Here is a 21,926-nt window from a genome sequence, read left to right as displayed (position 1 = left end):
CGCGGCTCACGTCAGGTGGTTGGCCGCGAGGAACCGGCGCGCCACCTCGGCCGGGCTGAGGCGCTTGATCGCGACGGCCTCGTTGAGCGCCTGCATCGCCGGCTCGGTGAGCAGCGCGTCGACCTGGTCGAGCGGCTCGGTCAGCCGGGTTCCGTACCGCTCGACCAGCTGCCGGCGGATGACCGGCGCCACGTTCTGGAAACCGAACACGTGCTTGTCGTCATCGAGAATCGTGAAGTCGTAGTGGCGCAGCTGCGGGTCGGTGGTGAACACGTCGGCGGCCTGCACCTTGCCGGTCTGCAACGCCGGGTACTGCAGGCCGATGTTCAGCGGCCGTACCTTCATCCGGTGCAGGCCGTAGGCCTTGACGATCGCGTCGTAGCCGAGCGGGCCGGTGATGTTGTCCGGATACTCGGCGTACGCGATGTCGCCGAGCCGCGCCAGGTCGGCGATGGTCCGCAGGTTGTGACGCCGGGCGTCCGCGCTCCGCACGGCCACGGCGTTGCGGTTCTGGAAGGGCGTCGACGCGAGCAGGGTCAGCCCGCGGGTCTCCTCGAAGCGCTTGGCCGCCTCGTACGTGCCCTGCGCGGTGTCCGGCAGGTTCTGCGCGGTCGCCAGGCTCTGCAGGATCACGCCGGTGTACTCGGGGTACAGATCGAGCTCCCGGCTGCGTATGGCACGGTCGATGAGGGTGGCGCTGCCGACGTTGGACTTGAGCGCCACCCGGAACCCGCGGGCGGTCAGCACCTGCGCGTACAACTCGCCCATCACCCACGACTCGCTGAACTCCTTGGAGCCGATGGTGATCGCGGGCCCGCCGCCGGCCACCGACCAGGCGGAGGCGCCGACGGCGGCGCCGGCCGCGACGAGCAGCCCGCCCGTCAGAAACGTCCGGCGCCTCATCAGACTCCCGTCCGCGGGATGACGGCGTTCCAGGTCCGGTGGAAGACGCGTTCGTTCCCCTCGTAGGCGGTGAGGCTGTTGCTCACCGAGAACGCCTCCGCGTCACCGCTCATCCGGCTGTAGGTGACGACCCGGGTACGCCACTCACCGCGGCCGATCTCCTCGGTGCGCTCGCACTCCACGAGCGCCGAGGCGGGGTCGCCCTCGGTCAGCGTGAACCGGTCGACCGCGTCCGCGCGCCGGTAGCCGCCGTCGGTGAGGTCGGTGAAGTGGCCGTCGTCCCCTCGCAGGGTGATCTCGATCCGGCCCGTCACGGGGTCGTGGTGGACCGTGCGCCCCGACGTGCCCGGCTCCTGCCGGAGCGGCGCGGGAGGGTCGGCGAGCGGCGGGCCGTACGGGCGCAGCCGCGCGTCCTCGGCCCGGCCGGGGCGTTCGGGCAGGTGCAGTGCTGAGGGTCCACCGGGGAGCAGGGTCACGGTGACGGGCTCCGGCGAGGGCCACGCGAGCGGCCAGTACGCGGCCGACACCGAGACCCGGATCCGGTGGCCGGGGGCGAAGGCGTGCGCGGTCGCGATCATCGGCACCGTCACGTCGTACGCCCGGCCGGGTTCGAGCGGCCGGGCCCGTTCGTGCCCGTCGCGGTGGGTGAGGTTGAGCAGTCCGCGCGTCACGAGCCGCGAGGAGCCGTCCGGCGCGACGTCGCACAGCCGTACGGCGAGGAGGGCGGCCGGCCGGTCGGCGCTGACCCGCAGGCCGGCCAAGGGCACGCCGAGGATCTCCACCCGCTCCGCCAGCGGGTCGGAGGTGAAGGTGTGGGACAGGCCGTCGTCGGCGCCCTGCGGGGAGAACTGCCCGGCGGCGTCGCCGAACTGCAGCCAGCTTCCTCCGTACGCGCCGACCGTGCGCGGGCTGGTGAGCGGGACCTCGGCGTCTCGTCGCGGGTCGGTGCGGGTGGCCGGGCCGAGGCTCTCGCCGGCGAGCGGGTACTCGCCCGTGGTGACGCGTGGTGACGGCCAGGAGTCCTCGGCGACCCAGCGTCCGGGCCGTTCGTCGGCGTCGGCGCCGGGTGCCGCCCATTCGGGCATCCAGGCGCGCAGCGCCGGCTCGTCCATCACGCCGGTGTCGCGGCCCCGCAGCCACTGGTCGAACCACCGGACGACCTCGGCGTGGAAGTCGATGGCCGGCCCCGGCAGGCCCTGGTGCGGGTAGGTGTGCGCCCACGGCCCGACGAGGCCGCGAGCGGGAGCGTCCAGCCCTTCGAGCAGGCGCAGCACCGCGCCGCAGTAGGAGTCGTACCAGCCGCCCACCGCGAAGACGGCCGCCTCGATCGCGCCGTAGTCCTCACAGACCGAGCCGTGCCTCCAGTACGCGTCGCGCTCCTGGTGGGCGAGCCACTCCTCGACGTAGGGCGGGGTGTCGTTCATCCGCCGCAGCCACTGCTCGCGCCAGCCGGCGCCGACGACCGCGGGGTCCGGTGGCCGCGCGTTGAAGGCGAGCATGGTCGAGGCCCACGGCAGCATCTCCGAGGCGATCAGCGCGCCACCGGTGTAGTGCACGTCCTCGGCGTAGCGGTCGTCGGTCGAACAGACGGTGACGATGGCCTTCAGCGCGGGCGGCCGCAGCGCGGCGATCTGCAGGCCGTTGAAGCCGCCCCACGACTTGCCGATCATCCCGACGTTTCCGTCGCACCACGGCTGCTTCGCCAGCCAGCCGATGACCTCGGCCCCGTCGGTGAGCTCCAGCTGCGCGTACTCGTCCTGCATCTGGCCGTCGGAGTCGCCGCTGCCCCGCAGGTCGACCCGGACGGAGACGTACCCGGCACGCGCGAAGTGCGCATGGAGGCTGTTGTCGCGTACGGCGGTGAAGTCGTTCTTGCGGTAGGGGATGTACTCGAGGACGGCCGGGCACGGCTCGCGTTCGGCGTGGGCCGGCATCCAGATGCGCGCGGCGAGGCGCGTGCCGTCCGCCAGCGGGATCCACACGTGACGCAGGACCCGGACCGCAGGTGCGTTGTCCGCCGTGGCACTCGAGTTCGACACCTACCGGATCCTCCATCGGCCAAGGGGACAGATCTGCAATATCGGCGTATCTTGCCAGGAGTCTTTGGTCTGACCCAAATTGGGGGTCCGGTGGGGATGCGCAGCTCAAGGCGGCGCCCTGTCCGGATCGCGAGCTTCTGGCGCGCCGTCGGGGCCACGGACGTCGCCGCGAGCGGCAGGCGAGCGCCGCTTTCGGGCATTGACTTGACGAATTCTGTCGTCAATAGTCAGTCATGCCGTCATTGCTCATCCTGCGGAGCAGGTCCCTCGTCCGGTTCCTCTGCCTGCTTCCGGCCGTCGCGCTTCTGGTGACCGTCGCGGTTCCCGCGCGGGCCGCCGCTTCCGTCTGCGACAAGTACTGCGACGGCCGCGACCCCGCGCTGGCCGCCGGCGACCGTACGCCCGTCCAGGCGACCATCTACTCGCGGCGGATCGTCGTGCATTTCGACGACGCCGACGACATGGCCTGGGGGAGCATCGACAACGGCGGTCCGGGCGACGAGGTGTGGCTGGACCGTTCGTTCGACGGCGGCCAGAGCTGGAGCCAGGGCAGCAGGCTCGGCGACACGACCGTCCCGAGCGGCGGGCGCGGCTGGCGCACCCTCATGTACAACGTCGACGACTGGAACAACCTTGGCGTCGGCGCGGTCCGCGCCTGCGGAAAGGCCGGCGACCGCGCCGAGATCGCCTGCACACCGTGGGCGCGTACGACCTGGAACGCCGGAACCCGCTCGACCGCCGCGGCGACCGCGCTGATGGAGTTCTACGACAACGGCACGGGCCTGTGGGCCACGACCGGCTGGTGGAACTCCGCGAACGCGCTGACCGCGATCATCGACAACGTCCGGGTCAGCGGGATGGGCAGCTACAAGTACGCGGTCGCCACGACGTACGACGCCAACCTCTCCGCGCAGGGCGGGCAGTTCCGCAACGACTACCTGGACGACACCGGCTGGTGGGGGCTGGCCTGGGTGGACGCCTACGACCTGACCGGCGACGCCCGCTACCTGAACACCGCCCGCGCCGACGCGGACTGGATGACCTCCTACACCGACTCGGTCTGCGGAGGCGGCGTCTACTGGCGCACCCAGCGCGACTACAAGAACGCCATCGCCAACGAGCTGTACCTGCAGCTGACCGCCGCCCTGCACAACCGCATCCCCGGAGACACCGCCTACCTGAACCTGGCGAAGAAGGAGTGGTCCTGGTTCAAGGCCTCCGGAATGATCAACTCCGCCCAGCTGATCAACGATGGCCTGGACCTGTCGACGTGCAAGAACAACGGGCAGCCGGTCTACTCCTACAACCAGGGCGTCATCCTGAACGGCCTCACCGAGCTGTACCGGGCCACCGGCGACTCCGGCGTGCTCGCCTCCGCCCGTGCGCTCGCCGACGCCTCCACGACCGACCCGACGCTGAACCCGAACGGCATCCTCGCCGACCCGGGCGAGCCCCAGTCGAGCGGCGGAGCCGACGGGCCGTCGTTCAAGGGCGTGTACGCCCGCGGGCTGGCCGCGCTCGACAAGGCGCTCGGCGACCACCCGTACACCGCGTACCTGAAGCGGCAGGCGGATGCGGCCTACGCCCACGACCGCAACCCCCTCGACCAGTACGGGTACCACTGGGCGGGCCCGCTGGACTCCACCGACGCCGCCCGCCAGCAGAGCGCCGCCGACCTGATGAACGCCACGGCCGCCGCCGGCACGTAACGACGGGCTCGCGGCCGGCAGGACGGAACCGCCGCGGTGATCCAGGAGTCCAAGGACCGGAACCCAGGAGTCCGAGCGCTGAATCGGTCACATCCCGGCGAAGTGGGGCATGCGGCATGATCCGCTCGGCGTACAGTCGTCCGCGTCACGCGGCGTCCCAGGCAGCCGGATAGGAGAGTCCGTGGTCTACGGAGCACCGCCACCTGAGGGGTCCACTCCCGGAGGACCGCCGTTCCCCCCGCCCGGCGGCCCGGGCGGCCCGGCCGGTCCAGCCGGTCCGGTCGGCGGCGGGTACGGCGGACCGCCGGGGTTCCCGCCTCCGATGCCGCCGCCCCGCCGTGGCCGGGGTCCGCTGATCGCCGTGGTCGCGGTGGTCGCCGTCCTGGTGATCGTCGGCGCGGTCGTCATCGTCCTCACCACCGGCGGCGGCGACGAGCACCCGACCGCGGCCCGTACGCCCGCACCGCCGCCGTCGCCGACTCCCAGCCCCACCGCGACGCCGACGCTGGACAACCGGTACCCGCCGACGGTGCCGGGCTGGCGGGTGATCGTGGCCTCCCAGAGCAACGGCCTGTCGTACGACGTGCCCGCCGACTGGAAGGACAACGGCGAGGGCAGCATGATCGGACTGGACGACGGCACCGGCAAAGGCGTCCCCGAGACCGCCGTCGACTACAGCGCGGAGTCCAAGAAGGGCGAGTGCAGGCTCGGCGGGGCGGGCTTCCGCGCGTCGGACGTGGACAGCGTCAAGGACTCCGTACTCCAGGGCGCCCGCATGTGGGCGAAGGCCGCCGCCCGCAAGCAGGGCTCCGCGCGGCAGAGCATCGGCACCCCGCAGAAGATGAAGCTCAAGAGCGGCGGCTGGGTCGAGCGGATCACCGCCCGGGTCACCATGGCACCGGACAAGGACAACTGCGGCTCGACGGGCACGACCATCCACGTCGTCGCCCTGCCGGTCAACGGCGGCGGCTCGCTCCGCTTCGTCCTCTACGTCCACACCGGCCAGCCCGGAGCCCTCAGCGACGCCGACATGGACAAGGTGGTCCACAGCGTCCGCCTCGCCAAGTGACCCTCGCGGACGGTGCGCCTGGACCGGTGCTGGGGCGCCGGAGACCAAATGCCTGCGCAGGGATGCGACGTTGTGACCGCCTTGGTTATCGGGTAATCCCACCCCATGTAACGCAGAAGAACGCTACGATTACCTTCTGTGAAGATCGTGGTGCAGGTGAAACTCATGCCAGATGCCGTTCAGGCGCTGGCGCTTGAGCGCACCCTGCACGCGGTGAACGAGGCGGCGAACTGGGTATCGGCCGTGGCGTTCGACCGTGGTGTGCCGCACGTGTACGAGCTGCGTAAGTACACCTATGCGGAGCTGAAGTCGCGGGGCCTGGGGGCGCAGGCCGCCCAGCATGTGATCAAGAAGGTCCGTGACGCCTACACCACGTTGAAGGCGAACCTCGGTGCGGGGAATCTCGGTAAGCCGGGCTCTCGTCGTCGCCTCAAGGCGGAGGCCAAGCCGATTGTGTTCCGCCCGGAGGCGGCGCAGCCGTATGACGATCGGTGTTTGTCGTGGCAGTACGACGCCGGGACCGTGTCGGTGTGGACGGTCGAGGGCCGGGTGAAGAACGTTCGGTTCGTCTGCTCGGCGGGTGCGCTCAAGACGCTGCAGGCTTATCGGCAGGGTGAGTCGGATCTGGTTCGGCGTGATGGTGTGTTCTATCTGATCGCCACGTGTGAGGTGCCCGAGGCCGAGCGGTTCGAGCCCGGGCGGTTCATCGGCGTGGACCTGGGCATCGTCGCCATCGCCACCACCTCCACTGGTTACCAGGCCGCTGGGCGGGGACTCAACCGGCATCGCAGGCGGCAGCTCGAACTACGCCGCAAGCTTCAAAACAAGCGCACCAGGTCCGCCAAGCGGCTGCTGAAGAAACGCAGCCGTAGGGAAAAGCGCCACGCGGCGAACCAGAACCACATCATCGCCAAGACGATCGTGACCGAGGCTGAACGCACCTCATCCGGAATCGCCCTGGAGAACCTCAAGGGAATCCGGCAGAGGGTACGGCTCCGCAAGCCCCAACGGGTCGCCCTGCACTCCTGGGCCTTCGCCCAGCTCGCAGACTTCATCGCCTACAAGGCCAAGCGAGCCGGCGTGCCCGTGGTCTTCGTCGATCCGGCCTACACCTCACAACAATGCTGTGAGTGCGGCCACATCGACGGCAGGAACCGGGCAAGCCAATCGGTTTTCTGCTGCCGGAACTGCGGGGTCGTTGCCCACGCAGACCGGAACGCCTCCCGCAACATCGCCCGCAAGGGCGAGGCTGTGTGGATTGCGGGGAGTGAGTCACGCGTCCCCGCCACCCCCTAAAAGGGGCGGCTGAACGGAGGAGCCCACCCAGCAGCCAGCCGGGAGCTACCTCCAAGCCCGGTCGTTCAGGGCCGAGTCAAGTTGACGTAGCCTGACACGCGTGTTCACTTGGTGAACACGCCCGCCAGGCTCTCTACGATCGTCCGCCGGAGGCTCCCGTGACCAAACCGACGAGGTCGCCGGACGCCGCCCGCGCTGACCAGGCGGACATCCAGGCGGTGAGCCGGGTCAGCCAGATCCTGTCGCTGTTCGACCCGGCCACGCCGGAGGTGACCGCCGGCGAGGTCGCCGAGCGGCTCAGCCTCAACCGCACGACCGCGTACCGCTACTGCACGTCACTCGTCGCCGCCGGTCTGCTCGAACGCAGCGCCGAGGGCGGCTACGTGCCCGGCGGGCTGCTGCTGCAGCTGGGCGCCTTCGCCATCGGCCGCCGCCGGGTCGTCAACCTCGCTCCGCGCCACATGCAGGCGCTCTCGCGCGCCACGCAGACCAGTGTGGTGCTCAGTCTCTGGGGCCTCACCGGCCCGGTGGTCTCCCGGGTCGAGGAGAACGTCTCCACCGTCGTCATCGTGTCCGTACGGGTCGGCAGCCACCTGCCCCTGGACACGGCGCAGAGCAAGATCTTCCTCGCCTACCACGTCGACCAGCTGTCCATGGAACGGCTGACGGCGAACCTGCCCGGCCCGGCGCGGGACGAGCTCCGCGCCGACGTCGAACGCGTCCGCGCCGTCGGCCACTGCTCCGCGATGAGCACCCCGGGTGTCGTCGCGGTGGCGGCGCCCGTCTTCGACGAGTACGGCATCTGCGCCACCATCGCCATCGTCGGCCCGGACAACACCCTGTCGATGTCCGACGACGCTCCCGAGCTACGGATCGTCGTCGACACCGCGCGGGAGCTCACCCACGAACTCGGCGGCCACTACCGGCCCGACGACCTCGACCAGCGCGCGGTGTAGGGCAGCCACGCGGGCGACCGCATCGGCGGGACGTCGGCGTACTCGCGCGCTCCGGCGAGCGCGCTGCCGACGAACTCCTCCAGGCCGCCGCCGCGAATCGTGGCGCGTTGCCGTAGATACGCGTCGACACCGGCGACCAGCTCCGCGAGCACCGCGGGTCCGCCGGTCCACAGCGCGGTGACGACCTCGACGGCGCGAGCGCCCGAAGCGAGGAACCGCAGCACGTCGGTCGCGGTGCGCGCGCCGTTGGTTCCGACCAGGGGCACGCCGGGGCCGAGCGCCGTACGTGCCTTGCTCACCCAGTACAGGCTCATCGGCAGGCACGCCGGCGATCCCCACGCGCCCCAGGAGCCGAGGATCGCGCCGCCGTCGAGGTCGGGCAGGAAGCCCGGGTAACGCCCGACCAGCCCGACGGCGTCCGCGCCGGCCGACCGGGCGGCACGGGCGAGCGCGACGACGTCGGACGCCTGCCCGGGCAGCTTGACGAACAGCGGTGCGTCGACGGCGTCGCGTACGACCCGTACGGCGTCGTGCACCGCGTCCGCCTCGGTCAGCCGGCGTACGGCGGGTGCCTCGCGGCCGTGCGGCGCGCCGACGTTGAGCTCGACGGCGGGCACCACGCCCGCCATCAGGCGCCCGATGCGCGCGGCCGCGACGGGGTCGGCCAGGGTGATGCTGCCGATCACCGGGCGACCGCGCGGCGCGCCGTGCCCGACCGCGGCGGCCAGTACCGCGAGCCAGTCGTCCAGGTCCACCTGCGCGAGCCCGGAGCGGTTCAGCAGGCCGTCGCCGCGCCGTGCCGCGCCCGCGGGCCGTACCCGCCCGGTGCCGGAGACGAACGCGTAGTCCGCGATGTCCAGCTGGCGCCGGGCGGCGGCGCTCTCGTTCACCGACTTGGCCACCACCGCGCCGGCGCCCGCGTCGACGCAGGCGATCAGCCCGCCGAGCGTCATGGTCAGCTCGGACGAGCCGACCCACACCGGATTGGCGGTGACCAGGCCGCCGACCGTCGTCTCCAGAAGGGTCAAGACAGCGCCGGGATCGTGGCGTCGTCGGTCATGTCCACGTCCTTGGTCTCCGGGCCGAGGAAGCCGCCGAGGCTGATCAGCACGCCGGCGAGCGCGATCAGGATGGCCGGGGCGAGGTGCGCCGAGACCACTCCGTCGAACTGCCGCAGATAGAACTGGTAGAACGCCGGCGCGATGAGCGCGAGGCTGTAACCGACGCCGTACCCGGTGGAACGGATGCTCGCCGGGAACCGCTCGGTCAGGTACGCGGCGATCGGGCCGAACGTGCCGACGGTGAAGACGCCGATCAGGACGGCCCAGCCGAGCGCCGCGCCGAAGCCACCGCCGGAGACCATCAGGAGCGAGTAGGAACCGGCGCCGATCACCAGAACCGACAGCCCGTAGCCGATGTAGAACCGCCGCCGCCCGATGCGCTGGGACAGCATGCCGAAGAGGGGATAGGCCAGTGCGGCGGCCGCGTTGATCACGAGCATGGTCAGCGTGACCTGCTTGCTCGACAGCAGAAGGTGCGCCTTCAGCTGCGCGGGTGTCACGGCGGCCTCCATGTTGGTCGCGAGCCACGTGCCGGTCATCAGCACGAACACCTGCGCCAGCGCCTTCGGGTACCGCACCAGCAGCCGTACGAACGGCAGCTTGTGCCGCTCGCCGGTCAGCTCCGCCGGGGGCTCGTGCACCTGCTTGAGGTAGAAGCGGAACAACAGGGCCGACAGCAGCGCGCCGACCAGGAACGGCACCCGCCAGCCCCACTGCACGTAGGCGCTGTGCAGCCCGGCGGAGGGCAGCAGCTGCAGCATCAGCAGCGTGATCGCGGCGATGACGACGTACGCGCCGGGGGAGGTCGAGGTGATGATCGAGGCGTAGAGGCCGCGCTTGTGCCGTGGGCTCCACTCCATCGCCAGCGGCACCGCGGTCGTGTACTCGCCGCCGAGGAAGATCCCGTCGACGAACCGCAGCGCGATCAGCAGGCCGACCGACCACGTCCCGATCGTCTCGTGGCCCGGCAGGCAGGCGGTCGCCAGGGTGATGGTGCCGAAGCCGCCGACCGCGACCAGCGTCGTGCGCTTGCGCCCGACGGTGTCGGCGAAGTGACCGAAGATCAGCGCGCCGAGCGGGCGGCCGATGAGCGTCGAGGCGAACACCAGCGACGACAACAGGGCCGTCGTACTCGCGCTCAGAGACGCCGACTGGAAGTAGACCGTCGCCGGGGCCAGCACGACGATCGGCAGGTAGATGTCGAACTGGTCGACGAAGTAGGCGAGCGCGCCGCCGCGTACCGCGGCGCGCACCTTGGCCATGTCCGGACCGTGTGACGGGTGTGGGCGAGCGTCGTCCGATGCCGCGGAATGCGGCACTGCTGCGTGTGACGGTGTGGACATCGGCGTCTCCGAGGTCTGCGGCTGGCTACCCGCGGTTCCTCAGTCACCACGATCGGTGTCATCCGAACCGCATGTTCACAAAGTGAACTCTTAGCACCGTAAGCGTGTGATCTTTGCAACACAAGACCGAAGTAGGGGTTGACTTGAGTCTTATAGTGAACAGTGACTTCATAATGCGAACTAAAGGCGGCCTTGTGACCGAGCGAAGCGAGGGAACCAAAAACGCGCTCCTGTGGTCACTCGCCCCGACGAAGGAGGACTCATGAGCCAGCGCCCCGCCATCGCCTCGGTCCTGGACGGTCTGGTCGACATGCACGTCCACTCCGGCCCCAGTCCGTTCCCCCGCCGCTTCGACCACGTGGAGGCCGCGCAGGACGGAGCGCGGATCGGGATGCGCGCCATGGTCGCCAAGTCCCACCACCACAACACCCAGATGGACATCCTGGCGATGAAGGGACGCTTCGCCGACGTCGCCGCCACCGCCTACGGCGGCATCGCGCTCAACAGCACCGTCGGCGGCCTCAACGTGCACGCCGTGCGCATGTGCCTGCGCATGGGCGGCAAGGTCGTCTGGTTCCCGACCATCTCCTCGGGCCGGCACATCGAGTGCCACCCCGAGGACGGGGCGTTCCCGACCACGACCGTGCCCCTGACCCTGGAGCGCATCGACATCGTCGACGAGGACGGCGGGCTGAAGCCCGAGGCGATCGAGATCCTCGACGAGATCAAGGAGCAGGAGGCCGTCGTCAACGGCGGCCACATGTATCCCGACTACATCCGCACGCTGTTCCAGGCCGCGAACGAGCGCGGCATGACGCGGATGGTCGTCAGCCACCCCGACTTCGTGATCGGTGCCGATCCCGACCTGTGCCGCGAGCTCACCGAACTCGGCGCGTTCGTCGAGCACGAGATCGGCATGTACGACCCCGAGGGCACCCAGAAGTGGGACCCGAGGAAGCTGCTGACCTGGATCGAGACGCTCGGCCCCGAGCACACGGTGCTGGCCTCGGACTTCGGGCAGGCGGCCAACCCCAAGCCGGTGGACGCGTGGATGCGGGTGGCCGGGGCGCTGCTCGACCTCGGCCTGGCGGAGAAGGACCTGCGGCGCATGGTCCGCGACAACCCGACCTACCTGCTCAACCTAGACGCCTGAGCGAAAGGACATCACCACCGTGTACGAGAAGGACGACCCCCGTTCCTCGCTCGCGACGGCGACCGCGCCGCGACCGGACAGCGGTGCCGCGATCGCGGAACCGCAGTACTTCGACTTCCGCCGCCTCGCGTCGCCGGACGCCGATACGCCGGACGAACGCACCGTGGCCGTCCGCGGTCAGAACGTCATGCTCGTGCGCACCGAGGCGCGCGCCGGCGACGAGCTCGACAACGGGACGCTCGACGGCGAACTCGCCGTGGTGGTCACCGGCGACTCTCCCGCCTTCTCGGTGATCGTCGACGGCGGCACCATGCTGATCGACGCACCCGGGCTCGTCGTGGTGCCGCCCGGCGCCTCGCGGATCAGCGTGCACGGCGACGGCCCGCTGATCCGTCTGGTCGAGGCGACCGAGCCCGCCTGGCGCGACCGGGCCGCCAACGCCGACGCGTACGCGGAGGACCACCCGCGCGTGGCGCTGCTCCAGCGGTGGCCGGAACCTCCCGGCGGGCCGGCGGTGCGGTACTACCGGCTCGCCGACGTGCCGGACGACCCGGCGCGGTTCGGCCGCATCTTCCGCACCCGCTCGTTCATGGTCAACTTCCTGCCCGAGGTCACCGGCCCGCGCGACCCGCACAAGCTCTCACCGCACACGCACGACGACTTCGAGCAGCTGTCCCTGGCCGTGCAGGGGGAGTACGTCCACCACATCCGCACTCCGTGGCTGAGCGACAGCACCGGGTGGCGCGAGGACGATCACGTACGGCTCGGCAGCCCGTCCGTCGCGATCATCCCGCCGCCCACCGTGCACACCTCCGCGGCCGGCGACCCCGGGGTGAACCAGCTGATCGACATCTTCAGCCCCCCGCGTACGGACTTCTCCGCCAAGCCCGGCTGGGTGCTCAACGCCGACGACTACCCGATGCCATGACGACTCCACGACGTACGGGTGCCGGGCTGTTCGCGCCGGACCGTGACACCACACCGCTCGGCACCTGGCTGAAGCTCACCTCGGGCGAGCCGGTGGAGATCATGGCGTTCGCCGGGTTCGACTTCGTCGTGATCGACCTGGAGCACGCGCCGCTCGACCTGCAGACGGCGTACCGGCTGATCAACTCGGCCACGGCGCTGGGCATGGTGCCCCTCGTACGGGTGCCGGACACGACGGCGTCGACGATCCAGAAGATCCTCGACGCGGGCGCCATGGGCATCCTCGTGCCGCACGTCGACACGGTCCAGCAGGCCGCCGCCGTCGGGCAGGCGTGCCGGTTCCCGCCCCACGGCATCCGCGGTGCCGGCGGCACCAGCCGCGCCGGAGCGTGGGGGCTGCGCCCGAACGCCGACTACCTCGCCACCGGGAACGACGACGTGCTGTGCATCCCGCAGCTCGAGAGCGTCGAGGCGATCAAGGCCGCACCGGAGATACTCGCCCTCGACTCCATCGACGCGGTGTTCGTCGGCGCCGCCGATCTCTCGATGTCGATGGGTTCCACGCCGGCCTCGCCCGACGTACTCGAACTGATCGGCTCGGCGCTCGACGCCGCGCACGCCGCCGGCAAGAGATGCGGGCTCGCGTTCGGCGGCGTACCCGAGCGGGCCGCGCGGGCGGTACGCGACGGCTGCGACTTCGTCCTGCTCAGCAACGACACGTCGATGCTGGCGGACGCCGCGCGCAGGCTGGTCACCGCGTTCCGGGAAGCCGACGGGCGCCGATGACGCTGTCCCTGCCGTTCCTGCGCGACTACCTCGACGGGATCGACGCGACGCTCGCGCGCCGTGGCGGCACCGTGCCGCGAGTCCTCGGCGCGTACTCGCCCGGGATCACCCGGTTGGCCGCCGAGCGCGCCGACGGGCTGATCACGTTCCTCGTCACGCCGGAGCACACCCGCTGGGCACGCGAGACGATCGGCCCGGACCTGTTCCTGTCGGTCGTCCAGTGGGCGGTGGTCGGCCGCGACCGCGCCACGGCCCGCGACGTCGCGCGCCGCCGTCTCGCCTACTACCTGACACTGCCGCACCAGATCGCCAAGCTGACGCGGCTCGGGTTCACCGAGTCCGACCTCGCGCCGCCCGGGTCCGACCGGCTCATCGACGCCCTCGTCGCCTGCGGTACACCGGAGCAGGTGCGCCAGGCGCTGCGCGAGCAGTACGACGCGGGCGCCACCCAGGTGGCGGTCAGCCTCGTCGGGCCGCTCGACGAGGGGAAGCTCGACGCCTACCGGGCGCTCGCACCGTAACCCCAGGGAGAGGACGAACCGATGAGAGTGGCTGAGAAGGTCATCATCACCACCGCGGTGACGGGCTCGGTGAACGTGCCGTCCCAGAGCCCGTACCTGCCGCTGTCCGCCGAGCAGGTGACCGAGGCGGCCCTGGAGGCGATCGAGGCCGGCTCGGCCATCGTGCACCTGCACGCCCGGCAGCCGGACGGCCGGCCGACGCCCTCGCCCGAGGTCTTCGAGGAGATCATCGAGCCCATCACCGCGAACACCGACGCCGTCATCAACATCACCACCGGCGGCTCGTCGGCGATGACGATGGAGCAGCGACTGGCCGCCGCCGTACGACTCCGGCCCGAGCTCGCGTCGATGAACATGGGCACGATGAACTTCGTGTCCGCGGGGATCGCCGACAAGGTGTCCGAATGGCGGTACGACTGGGAGAAGCCGTACGTCCTGAACACCTACTCCCATCCGTTCGTCAACACCTTCGACCGGATCGAGCACGCCCTGCGGACACTGGGGGAGTTCGGCACCCGGTTCGAGTACGAGTGCTACGACATCGGGCACCTGTACTCACTCGCCTACTTCGTCGACAAGGGCCTGGCCAAGCCGCCGCTGCTGATCCAGGGCGTGTTCGGCGTCCTCGGCGGCATCGGCGCCGACCACGAGAACCTGGAGCACATGGTGCGGATCGCCGACAAGCTCTTCGGCGACGACTACTCCTTCTCCGCGTTCGCCGCCGGCCGCGACCAGCTGAGCTTCGGCACCCACAGCGCATGGCTCGGCGGCCACGTGCGGGTGGGCCTCGAAGACAGCCTGTGGATCGGCAAGGGGCGCCTCGCGGAGAGCAACGCCCAGCAGGTCAGGAAGATCCGGGCCGTCATCGAAGACCTCGGAAAACAGATCGCCACACCCGCCGATGCCCGCGCGATGCTCGCGCTCCGCGGCGCCCGGGACACGGAAAGGACCTCATGAGCACACCACCGCTGGCCGGCAAGGTCATCGTTCTCGTCGGAGCCAGTACGGGCATCGGCGTCGACGCCGCGCGCGTCCTCGCCGAGGACGGCGCCGCCCTCATGCTCGTCGCGCGCCGCGAGGAACCGCTCGCCAAGCTCACCGCGGAGCTCACCGCGGCGGGACACGACGTGGCGTACACGACGGGCGACGTCGCGAAGCCGTCGGACGTCGCCCGGTTCGTCGACGCGACCGTCGCCCGGTTCGGCCGCCTCGACGGCGCGTACAACAACGCCGCGATGGGCGGGGCCGGGCGTCTCGACGCCGTCTCCGAGGAGGACTTCGACCGGATCATGGCCGTCAACGTGAAGGGCACGTGGCTGTGCATCCGCGAAGAGGTGCGCGTCATGGAGCGCCAGGGCTTCGGCTCGATCGTCAACGTGAGCAGCATCGGCGGCCTCCGCGGCAGCTCCGGCATGGGCGCCTACCAGGCCACCAAGCACGCGGTCATCGGCCTGACCCGCACGGCCGCCCACGACTTCGGCCCGCTCGGCATCCGCGTGAACGTGATAGCCCCCGGCCCGACCGAGACCCCGATGCTCGCCGAGCTGCGCCGTACGATCCCCGGCGGCGTGGAGGCCCGGATCGCCGCCACCCCGCTGCGCAAGGTGGGGACGGGGGCGGAGGTCGGAGCGACCGCCGCGTTCCTGCTGAGCGACCGGGCGAGCCACATCAGCGGCGTCGTCCTGCCGGTCGACGGAGGGTTCCTCGCCTGAACAGCCCGACTGCAGTGACGTTCTTGTCCGGCGCGGCTTGGGCCGGTCACGACCGCGAAGGCCGATAGACCGAACTGACCGGCGGCAACGCCAACGACTGCACCCGTTCTCCGTCCGGGTGGCGCTCCGGCACGGTGATCCCATGCCGTGGTGATCCCATGCCGTAACGCCAAGTTACACGCCTCTCACCTGCGCGGACGTGGTTTTCGGCAGGCGCAGGGTGGTCGGGATGCCGGAGGCGGGGTGTGAGGCGACGCGCCATCTCACATTTCAGCGCGGTATCTCGTCCAAGGGTGAGGGTGACGGCCGTGTCCTGGAACCCGCGGGCGATCGATAGGCCGCCCGGCGAGTTGCTGACACGACAAGAGGGCGAACGACACCGCGTGATCGTCGCCCGGCTCTGCCGCGGTCCGCCGTTTCCCGGCAGCCGTAGGCGCCGTTTCCGTCACCAAATCACATCGAGCTGGGAGGTGAGACGAAATGGACATCACTCAGAACTGGGTCCCCAAGAACTGGGTCCCCAAGAACTGGGTCCCCAAGAACTGGGTTCCGAAGAACTGGATCCCCCGCTGACCAGGCGGATCGCTGAAAATTGATCTCAGTCGCCATGCCCTGAGATTCGAGGCCGGTCCGGGGGTGCGGGCCCCGATGCCCTGTTCACGAATCCTCGGACCGGCCGCCGAGCCATGCGCCGGTGATCCGCTGTCGCCCCGCCCGAGCGACCAGCGAGCCTTCGTCGTCCAACGCTGGTCACGTTGATCACACAGGAGTCTCGTACGGATGGCCTCAGGCGCCGGCGACCTGCGCGGTGCACCGGGGCGCCAGGACAAGGGAAAGCGAGCATTCTTCACATGGCGGCGGATTCCTCTTCGCCCACTGAATCGGACATGCCACTCACCGGCCCGCGGGACGACGAAAGCGCCAGGGCCGGATATGGCGCCGTGTTCGCGGTCAAGGAATTCCGGGCCGTTTTCGTCGCTCATGTCCTCTCCGTGCTGGGCAGCGTCCTCGCCGAGGTCTCGCTGGCCGTCCTGGTCTTCCGGCAGACCGGCTCGGCGCTGTTGACGGCCCTCGTCTTCGCCCTCGGCTTCCTGCCCTACGCACTCAGCGGGATCGCGCTGTCGGGCATCGCCGACCGGTACCCGCCCCGCCGTGTGCTGGTCGCCTGCGACCTGCTGTCGGCGGCTTGTGTGACCCTGATGGCCGTCCCGGCGACCCCGTTCGCGGTCCTGTTCCTTCTCCGTCTCGCCGTCTCGATGATCTCACCGCTGTTCACCGGCACCCGGGCGGCGAGCCTCGCGGACATTCTGCAGGGGGACCGGTACGTCCTGGGCCGTTCGCTGATACGGATCGTCTCGCAAAGCTCCCAGGTCATCGGCTACGGGCTGGGTGGTCTGGCACTGGCGTGGGTGCCGCCGCGTACCGCCCTCCGCGTCACCGTCCTCACGTTCCTCGGTTCTGCCCTGCTGCTACGTCTGGGCACCCGTGACCGGCCCGCCCGGGTGTCATGGAGCGGTGCGATGACCCGTGATTCGATCGCCTCGGCCGGACGGTTGCTCGGCGACGCTCGCCTCCGCGCGCTGCTGCTGATGTGGTGGATCCCGCCGATGTTCTTCGTGGTCGCCGAAGGGGTCGCCGCGCCCTTCGCCGACGCCGCTCGGGCAGGCTCCGGGGGCTTCGGACTGTTCCTGGCCGCGATGCCCGCCGGCACCGTGGTGAGCGAGGCACTGGGCGGCACCCTGCTCGGCCCCACCGCCCGCGACCGCCTCGCACTACCGCTCATGGCCGTATCGCTGCTGCCGATGGTCGCATTCGCGTTCCACCCGCCGCTGCCGCTCGCGTCCGGACTGATGCTGCTCACCGGGCTGTGCGCCGCGTACACGCTCGGCATGGACAGGTGGTTCGTCGACGCGGTGCCCGAAAAGACGCGGGGCCAAGCCATGTCCCTGCTCGGCGCCGGGATCATGACCCTCCAGGGCCTCGGCATGGCCGTCGGCGGCGCCGTCGCCGCACTGATTCCCCCCTACATGGTGATCTGCGCAGCCGGCCTGCTGGGCACGATGAGCGTCCTCGGGGTGCTGCGCTCGGTACGCGGACATCATCTCCATCACGCCCGGGCCAGGCCGTGAGGCCGATCTCACAGATGGCGGGGCTGTCTCGTCTTGGGTGGCGGAGACAGGTTCTGGAAGCGGGAGGTGATGGTCATGAGGGTGTTCGTGGCGGGCGGGACCGGGGCGTTGGGGCGGCGGCTGGTGCCGCAGCTGGTGTCCCGGGGGCACCAGGTGACGGCGACGACGACGAGCGCAGCCAAGATGGGTCTGCTGGCGGAGCTGGGCGCCGATGGCGTGGTGATGGACGGGCTGGACGCGGTGTCGGTCGGTGAGGCGGTGGCCAAGGCCCGGCCGGAGGTGATCGTGCACCAGATGACCGGAATCAGCCTTACTCACGCCGGCAAGCCCGATCTGAAGCACTTCGATCGATGGGCCGTCCCCACCATCCGGCTGCGTACCGAGGGGACGGACCACCTGCTGGCCGCGGCCGAGGCGACCGGTGTGTCCCACTTCGTCGCGCAGGGCTACGCCAACTGGAACGGGATCCGTGAGGGCGGATGGGTCAAGACCGAGGAGGACCCGCTTGATCTCATGGAGGGGACGGTGGCGCACACGTCGATGATGGCGCTCCGCCACGTCGAGGACGTGGTCGGCAAGGCCGGTGGCGTGGTCCTGCGGTACGGCGCGTTCTATGGGCCGGGCGCCACCGACGACCAGGTCGAGCTGGTGCGTAAACGACAGTTCCCGCTGGTCGGACGCGCCACCGGCTACGCCTCGTGGGTGCATCTCGACGACGCGGCGAGCGCCACCGTCCTGGCCGTGGAGCAGAAGGCGAAGGGCGTGTTCAACATCGTCGACGACGAACCGGCCCCGGCGAGCGAGTGGCTGCCCCACCTGGCCGCGTGCGCGGGAGCGAAACGGCCGATACGGGTCCCCACATGGCTGGCCCGGCTGCTGGCCGGGGAGGTGGCCGTGGTGATGATGACCGAGGGGCGTGGCTTCTCCAACGCCAAGGCCAGGCGGGAGCTCGGCTGGGAGCCGCACTACCCTTCGTGGCGGCAGGGTTTCAAGGAGGAGCTGGCATGACCCGGGCTGAGGAGTTCGAGGATCTGCGGCCGCTGCTGTTCTCGATCGCCTACCGGATGCTGGGCAGTGTGACCGACGCCGAGGACGCGGTCCAGGAGAGCTGGCTGCGCTATGAGGCCTGCCTGACCGAGCCGAGTTCGGTCAAGGCGTTCCTGTCGGCGGTGGTGACCCGGATCTCGATCGATGTGCTGCGCTCGGCCCGCGTCCGGCGCGAAGAATACGTCGGGCCATGGTTCCCCGAACCACTGCTGACCGACCCCTACCAGGACCCGGCGCGGTCGGCGGAGCTGGCCGACTCGGTGTCGATGGCGGCCCTGTTGCTGCTGGAGCGGCTCAGCCCGCTCGAGCGCGCGGTCTTCGTGCTACGAGAGGTGTTCGCCTTCAGCTTCCGGGAGGTCGCCTCGGTCGTGAGCCGATCGGAGGCGGCGTGCCGTCAGCTCGCGATGCAGGCCCGCCGCCACATGGACGCGGGTCGCCCCCGATTCGAGGCCGACCGGGCCGAGCGCAACGAACTCGCCAGACGATTCTTCGACGCCTTCCGGGAAGGCGACGTCGACGGGCTGAGGGAACTGCTGGCCGCCGACGTTCAGCTGATCAGCGACGGTGGTGGCAAGGCCCCGCAGTGGGGCAAGGGCGTTTTCGGCGCCGAGAACGTGGCCCGAGCCTTCGCCGCCCTCCTCCCGCGGTTCGTCCAGATCGGCGGCGTCATGGAGCCGCACGAAGTGAACGGCCAGCCGGGCGCGATCTTCCATGACGGGGACGGCAAAGTCGTCAACACCTGGACGCTCGACATCCTCGACGGACAGATCCAGACGATCCGCACCGTGCTCAACCCCGACAAGCTCGGACACCTGGGTCCCGTGGCGGACGCCTGGACGGTCCTCCGTGAGACGAAGCTGACCCGCCGGTCCACAGATTGACCGCAAGAGCGCGTTTCTATGGCGCCCTGAGTGCGGGTGACGGCACGCGTCCCGTTGAAGTGACCATGAAAGCGAGGAATCCTGTGCGCAAGTTCCAGCAGAAAGCAGTGCTCACGCTTACCACCGCGGCGCTGCTTGCCGGTTCCGTGGCCGTGAGCGGCCCGGCGAACGCGGCGTCATCACCGATCGCCGCATGCGGCGGCGGCAGTTACCACGTCATCGACCAGTACGCCCTGCGCAGTTACGCCACCGTCTACCTGATGTACAACGGCAGCACCGACTGCGTGGTCACCTGGAAGACCGCCTATGTGGGCACCCCCACCGAGGTGCAGGCCTTTATTGAGAGAGAAAGTGACTTCAAGGCCGTTGAGGATGATGGGAAGTATTCCTACTATGCCGGTCCAGTGAAGATTTACGCCCCGGGAACGTGCGTCATCTGGGGTGGCTCGGCCGCCTTTCCGAGCGGGGCGACGGCGTCCGCGTGGTACGAGCACTGGTCACACTGCGACTGATCCTGGGGGCACGGGAAGTTCGAGGCTCATGTGACCGGCGCCGGTGTGCACCGGCCTCTCAAGTGATCTCACCGACGACGCCTTCCCGCACGGGGAAGTCGCCGACCCGGCCATGTTCGACGGTGCCGAACTCGCCCAGGCCGTCATCTCGGTCTTCCCCACATCCCCCCGGCACCGCCTGACCGGGCCCCGCCCCTGCGCTGAACCGCGCCAACGCCGCCGCACCACTGGTTCGACGGACCCGAAGGCGACGTTGCCGCGGCTGAAGTGGTTGGATGACTCGGTCATGAAAATTCTGCGGCTGGCCTACGCGCCACGCCGGTTTCCGAATGGACCCGCAGGATGCTCATCGGTGTTGTCAGGGAAAGCAAGAACGAGACCCGGGTAGCCGCGACCCCGAAGACGGTCAAGCAATTACAGGGCCTGGGGTACGACGTGGTCGTCGAGGCCGGGGCCGGTGAGCGGTCGAGCTTCACCGACGACGCTTACGCCGAGGCCGGGGCGACGATCGGCGAACCATGGGCCGCCGATGTCGTGTTCAAGGTCAACGCCCCGACGACCGAGGAGATCGCCCGGCTGCGCGACGGCGCGATCCTGGTGTCGCTGCTGGCGCCGGCGCTGAACCCGGAACTGCTCGATGCCCTGGCGGCGCGGCCGATCACCGCGCTGGCGATGGACGCGGTGCCGCGGATCTCGCGGGCGCAGTCCCTGGACGTGCTGAGTTCGATGGCCAACATCGCCGGGTATCGCGCGGTGGTCGAGGCGGCTCACGTCTTCGGCCGGTTCTTCACCGGCCAGGTGACGGCCGCGGGCAAGGTGCCGCCGGCCAAGGTGCTGGTGGCCGGCGCCGGGGTGGCCGGGCTGGCCGCGATCGGCGCGGCGTCGAGTCTGGGCGCGATCGTGCGAGCCACCGACCCGAGGCCGGAGGTGGCCGACCAGGTGCGCTCGCTGGGGGGTGAGTTCCTGGCCGTCGAGGTCGAGCAGGAAGCGTCCAGCGACGGCTACGCCCGGGCGACGAGCGAGGACTACGACCGGCGGGCCGCCGAGATCTACTCCGAGCAGGCCGCCGACGTCGACATCGTCATCACCACCGCGCTGATCCCGGGCCGGCCGGCGCCCAAGCTGCTGAGCGCCGAACAGGTCGCGACGATGAAGCCGGGCTCGGTGATCGTCGACATGGCCGCGGCGCAGGGCGGCAACGTCGCGGGCACGGTGGCCGGAGAGGTCGTCACCACCGGCAACGGCGTGACGATCATCGGCTATACCGATCTCGCCGGCCGACTGCCCGCGCAGGCCAGCCAGCTGTACGGCACCAACCTGGTCAACCTGATGAAGCTGCTGACGCCGGACAAGGACGGGAAGGTCGTACTCGACCTCGACGACGTCGTCCAACGCGGCATCACGGTGGTCCGCGACGGCGAGAAGCTGTGGCCGCCGCCGCCCGTCCAGGTGTCCTCGGCCCCGCCCGCGGCCTCCGGCCCGGCGGCCGAACCCACGCCGGCGAAGGCGCCTCGCCCGGCCTGGGCGAAGTTCGCCACCGTGGGCGTCGGGATCGTCGGGCTGTGGCTGATCTCGGCGCTGGCCCCGCCGCCGATCCCCGAGCACTTCACCGTGCTGATGCTGGCGGTGGTGATCGGCTACTACGTGATCGGCAAGGTGCACCACGCGCTGCACACGCCGCTGATGTCGGTCACCAACGCCATCTCCGGGATCATCGTCGTCGGCGCCATGCTGCAGATCGGCATCCGGGGCAGCGGCGACGACACCATTGTCATGGTGCTGTCCGCCGTCGCGATCCTGCTGGCGTCCATCAACATCTTCGGCGGCTTCGCCGTGACCCGGCGCATGCTTCGCATGTTCACGAAGGAGTAGCGCACCACGT

At 70.2% G+C, this 21,926-nt stretch carries 19 protein-coding genes; 15 read left to right on the top strand and 4 right to left on the bottom strand.

From position 1 onward, the window contains the following. Positions 1–6: 6 nt before the first annotated feature. Both ABEA10_RS43670 and ABEA10_RS43665 read right to left on the bottom strand, forming a co-directional pair. The gene (locus ABEA10_RS43670; protein ID WP_345474403.1) at positions 7–903 is read right to left on the bottom strand and encodes an ABC transporter substrate-binding protein; all 897 of its coding nucleotides are present in this window, start codon (positions 901–903) and stop codon (positions 7–9) included. Then, a complete protein-coding gene (locus ABEA10_RS43665) occupies positions 903–2,942 on the bottom strand; it encodes a CocE/NonD family hydrolase (RefSeq protein WP_345474401.1) in 2,040 nt (679 codons plus the stop codon). The genes ABEA10_RS43670 and ABEA10_RS43665 overlap by 1 nt, the downstream gene beginning before the upstream one ends. 233 nt (positions 2,943–3,175) lie before the next feature. Here ABEA10_RS43665 and ABEA10_RS43660 point away from each other — a divergent pair, with 233 nt between their 5' ends. The 4 genes from ABEA10_RS43660 to ABEA10_RS43645 all read left to right on the top strand — a co-directional run bounded on the left by ABEA10_RS43660 (position 3,176) and on the right by ABEA10_RS43645 (position 7,972). Beyond that, entirely contained in the window at positions 3,176–4,651 is a 1,476-nt protein-coding gene (locus tag ABEA10_RS43660; RefSeq protein WP_345474399.1) for a glycoside hydrolase family 76 protein, read from the top strand. Between the two features lie 181 nt (positions 4,652–4,832). After that, positions 4,833–5,720, top strand: coding sequence for a DUF8017 domain-containing protein (locus ABEA10_RS43655; RefSeq protein WP_345474397.1), 888 nt, complete (start codon positions 4,833–4,835; stop codon positions 5,718–5,720). Between the two features lie 138 nt (positions 5,721–5,858). Beyond that, a complete protein-coding gene (locus ABEA10_RS43650) occupies positions 5,859–7,016 on the top strand; it encodes an RNA-guided endonuclease InsQ/TnpB family protein (RefSeq protein ID WP_345474396.1) in 1,158 nt (385 codons plus the stop codon). 158 nt (positions 7,017–7,174) lie between these two features. Further along, on the top strand, positions 7,175–7,972 hold the full coding sequence (locus ABEA10_RS43645; RefSeq protein ID WP_345474394.1) for an IclR family transcriptional regulator: 798 nt from the start codon (positions 7,175–7,177) through the stop codon (positions 7,970–7,972). Here ABEA10_RS43645 and ABEA10_RS43640 read toward each other — a convergent pair. Together ABEA10_RS43640 and ABEA10_RS43635 are read right to left on the bottom strand one after the other, a co-directional pair. After that, complete coding sequence (locus ABEA10_RS43640; RefSeq protein ID WP_345474393.1) at positions 7,936–9,000, bottom strand: dihydroorotate dehydrogenase; 1,065 nt, start codon at positions 8,998–9,000, stop codon at positions 7,936–7,938. The two genes, ABEA10_RS43645 and ABEA10_RS43640, sit on opposite strands and share 37 nt — an antisense overlap. Next, positions 8,997–10,295: an MFS transporter gene (locus tag ABEA10_RS43635; RefSeq protein ID WP_345474392.1), complete on the bottom strand. Its 1,299-nt coding sequence runs from the start codon at positions 10,293–10,295 to the stop codon at positions 8,997–8,999. The genes ABEA10_RS43640 and ABEA10_RS43635 overlap by 4 nt, the downstream gene beginning before the upstream one ends. 343 nt (positions 10,296–10,638) lie before the next feature. Here ABEA10_RS43635 and ABEA10_RS43630 point away from each other — a divergent pair, with 343 nt between their 5' ends. The 11 genes from ABEA10_RS43630 to ABEA10_RS43580 all read left to right on the top strand — a co-directional run bounded on the left by ABEA10_RS43630 (position 10,639) and on the right by ABEA10_RS43580 (position 21,916). Beyond that, the gene (locus ABEA10_RS43630) at positions 10,639–11,529 is read left to right on the top strand and encodes a DUF6282 family protein (RefSeq protein ID WP_345474390.1); all 891 of its coding nucleotides are present in this window, start codon (positions 10,639–10,641) and stop codon (positions 11,527–11,529) included. Between the two features lie 19 nt (positions 11,530–11,548). After that, positions 11,549–12,457 carry a cupin domain-containing protein gene (locus tag ABEA10_RS43625; protein ID WP_345474388.1) on the top strand — a complete coding sequence of 303 codons (909 nt, stop codon included), beginning with the start codon at positions 11,549–11,551 and terminating at the stop codon, positions 12,455–12,457. Then, complete coding sequence (locus tag ABEA10_RS43620; RefSeq protein WP_345474386.1) at positions 12,454–13,242, top strand: HpcH/HpaI aldolase family protein; 789 nt, start codon at positions 12,454–12,456, stop codon at positions 13,240–13,242. The genes ABEA10_RS43625 and ABEA10_RS43620 overlap by 4 nt, the downstream gene beginning before the upstream one ends. Then, the gene (locus ABEA10_RS43615) at positions 13,239–13,763 is read left to right on the top strand and encodes an LLM class flavin-dependent oxidoreductase (protein ID WP_345474384.1); all 525 of its coding nucleotides are present in this window, start codon (positions 13,239–13,241) and stop codon (positions 13,761–13,763) included. Before ABEA10_RS43620 ends, ABEA10_RS43615 begins: the two co-directional genes overlap by 4 nt. A gap of 21 nt (positions 13,764–13,784) precedes the next feature. Then, positions 13,785–14,720, top strand: a complete 936-nt coding sequence (gene kce, locus ABEA10_RS43610) for a 3,5-dioxohexanoate:acetyl-CoA acetone transferase (protein ID WP_345474382.1) — start codon at positions 13,785–13,787, stop codon at positions 14,718–14,720. Continuing rightward, the gene (locus ABEA10_RS43605; protein WP_345474380.1) at positions 14,717–15,475 is read left to right on the top strand and encodes an SDR family NAD(P)-dependent oxidoreductase; all 759 of its coding nucleotides are present in this window, start codon (positions 14,717–14,719) and stop codon (positions 15,473–15,475) included. The genes kce and ABEA10_RS43605 overlap by 4 nt, the downstream gene beginning before the upstream one ends. An 887-nt stretch (positions 15,476–16,362) precedes the next feature. Beyond that, the gene (locus ABEA10_RS43600; RefSeq protein WP_345474378.1) at positions 16,363–17,604 is read left to right on the top strand and encodes an MFS transporter; all 1,242 of its coding nucleotides are present in this window, start codon (positions 16,363–16,365) and stop codon (positions 17,602–17,604) included. A gap of 75 nt (positions 17,605–17,679) precedes the next feature. Then, a complete protein-coding gene (locus tag ABEA10_RS43595) occupies positions 17,680–18,612 on the top strand; it encodes an NAD-dependent epimerase/dehydratase family protein (RefSeq protein WP_345474376.1) in 933 nt (310 codons plus the stop codon). Beyond that, on the top strand, positions 18,609–19,532 hold the full coding sequence (locus ABEA10_RS43590; RefSeq protein WP_345474374.1) for an RNA polymerase sigma-70 factor: 924 nt from the start codon (positions 18,609–18,611) through the stop codon (positions 19,530–19,532). The genes ABEA10_RS43595 and ABEA10_RS43590 overlap by 4 nt, the downstream gene beginning before the upstream one ends. Before the next feature lie 83 nt (positions 19,533–19,615). Next, on the top strand, positions 19,616–20,044 hold the full coding sequence (locus tag ABEA10_RS43585) for a spore-associated protein A (protein ID WP_345474372.1): 429 nt from the start codon (positions 19,616–19,618) through the stop codon (positions 20,042–20,044). A gap of 342 nt (positions 20,045–20,386) precedes the next feature. Beyond that, complete coding sequence (locus tag ABEA10_RS43580) at positions 20,387–21,916, top strand: Re/Si-specific NAD(P)(+) transhydrogenase subunit alpha (RefSeq protein WP_345474370.1); 1,530 nt, start codon at positions 20,387–20,389, stop codon at positions 21,914–21,916. Positions 21,917–21,926: the final 10 nt, after the last annotated feature.

The sequence above is a fragment of the Actinoallomurus oryzae genome (genome assembly GCF_039541955.1).
Classification (GTDB): Bacteria; Actinomycetota; Actinomycetes; order Streptosporangiales; family Streptosporangiaceae; genus Actinoallomurus; species Actinoallomurus oryzae.
This window is presented reverse-complemented; position numbering and strand designations above follow the sequence as displayed.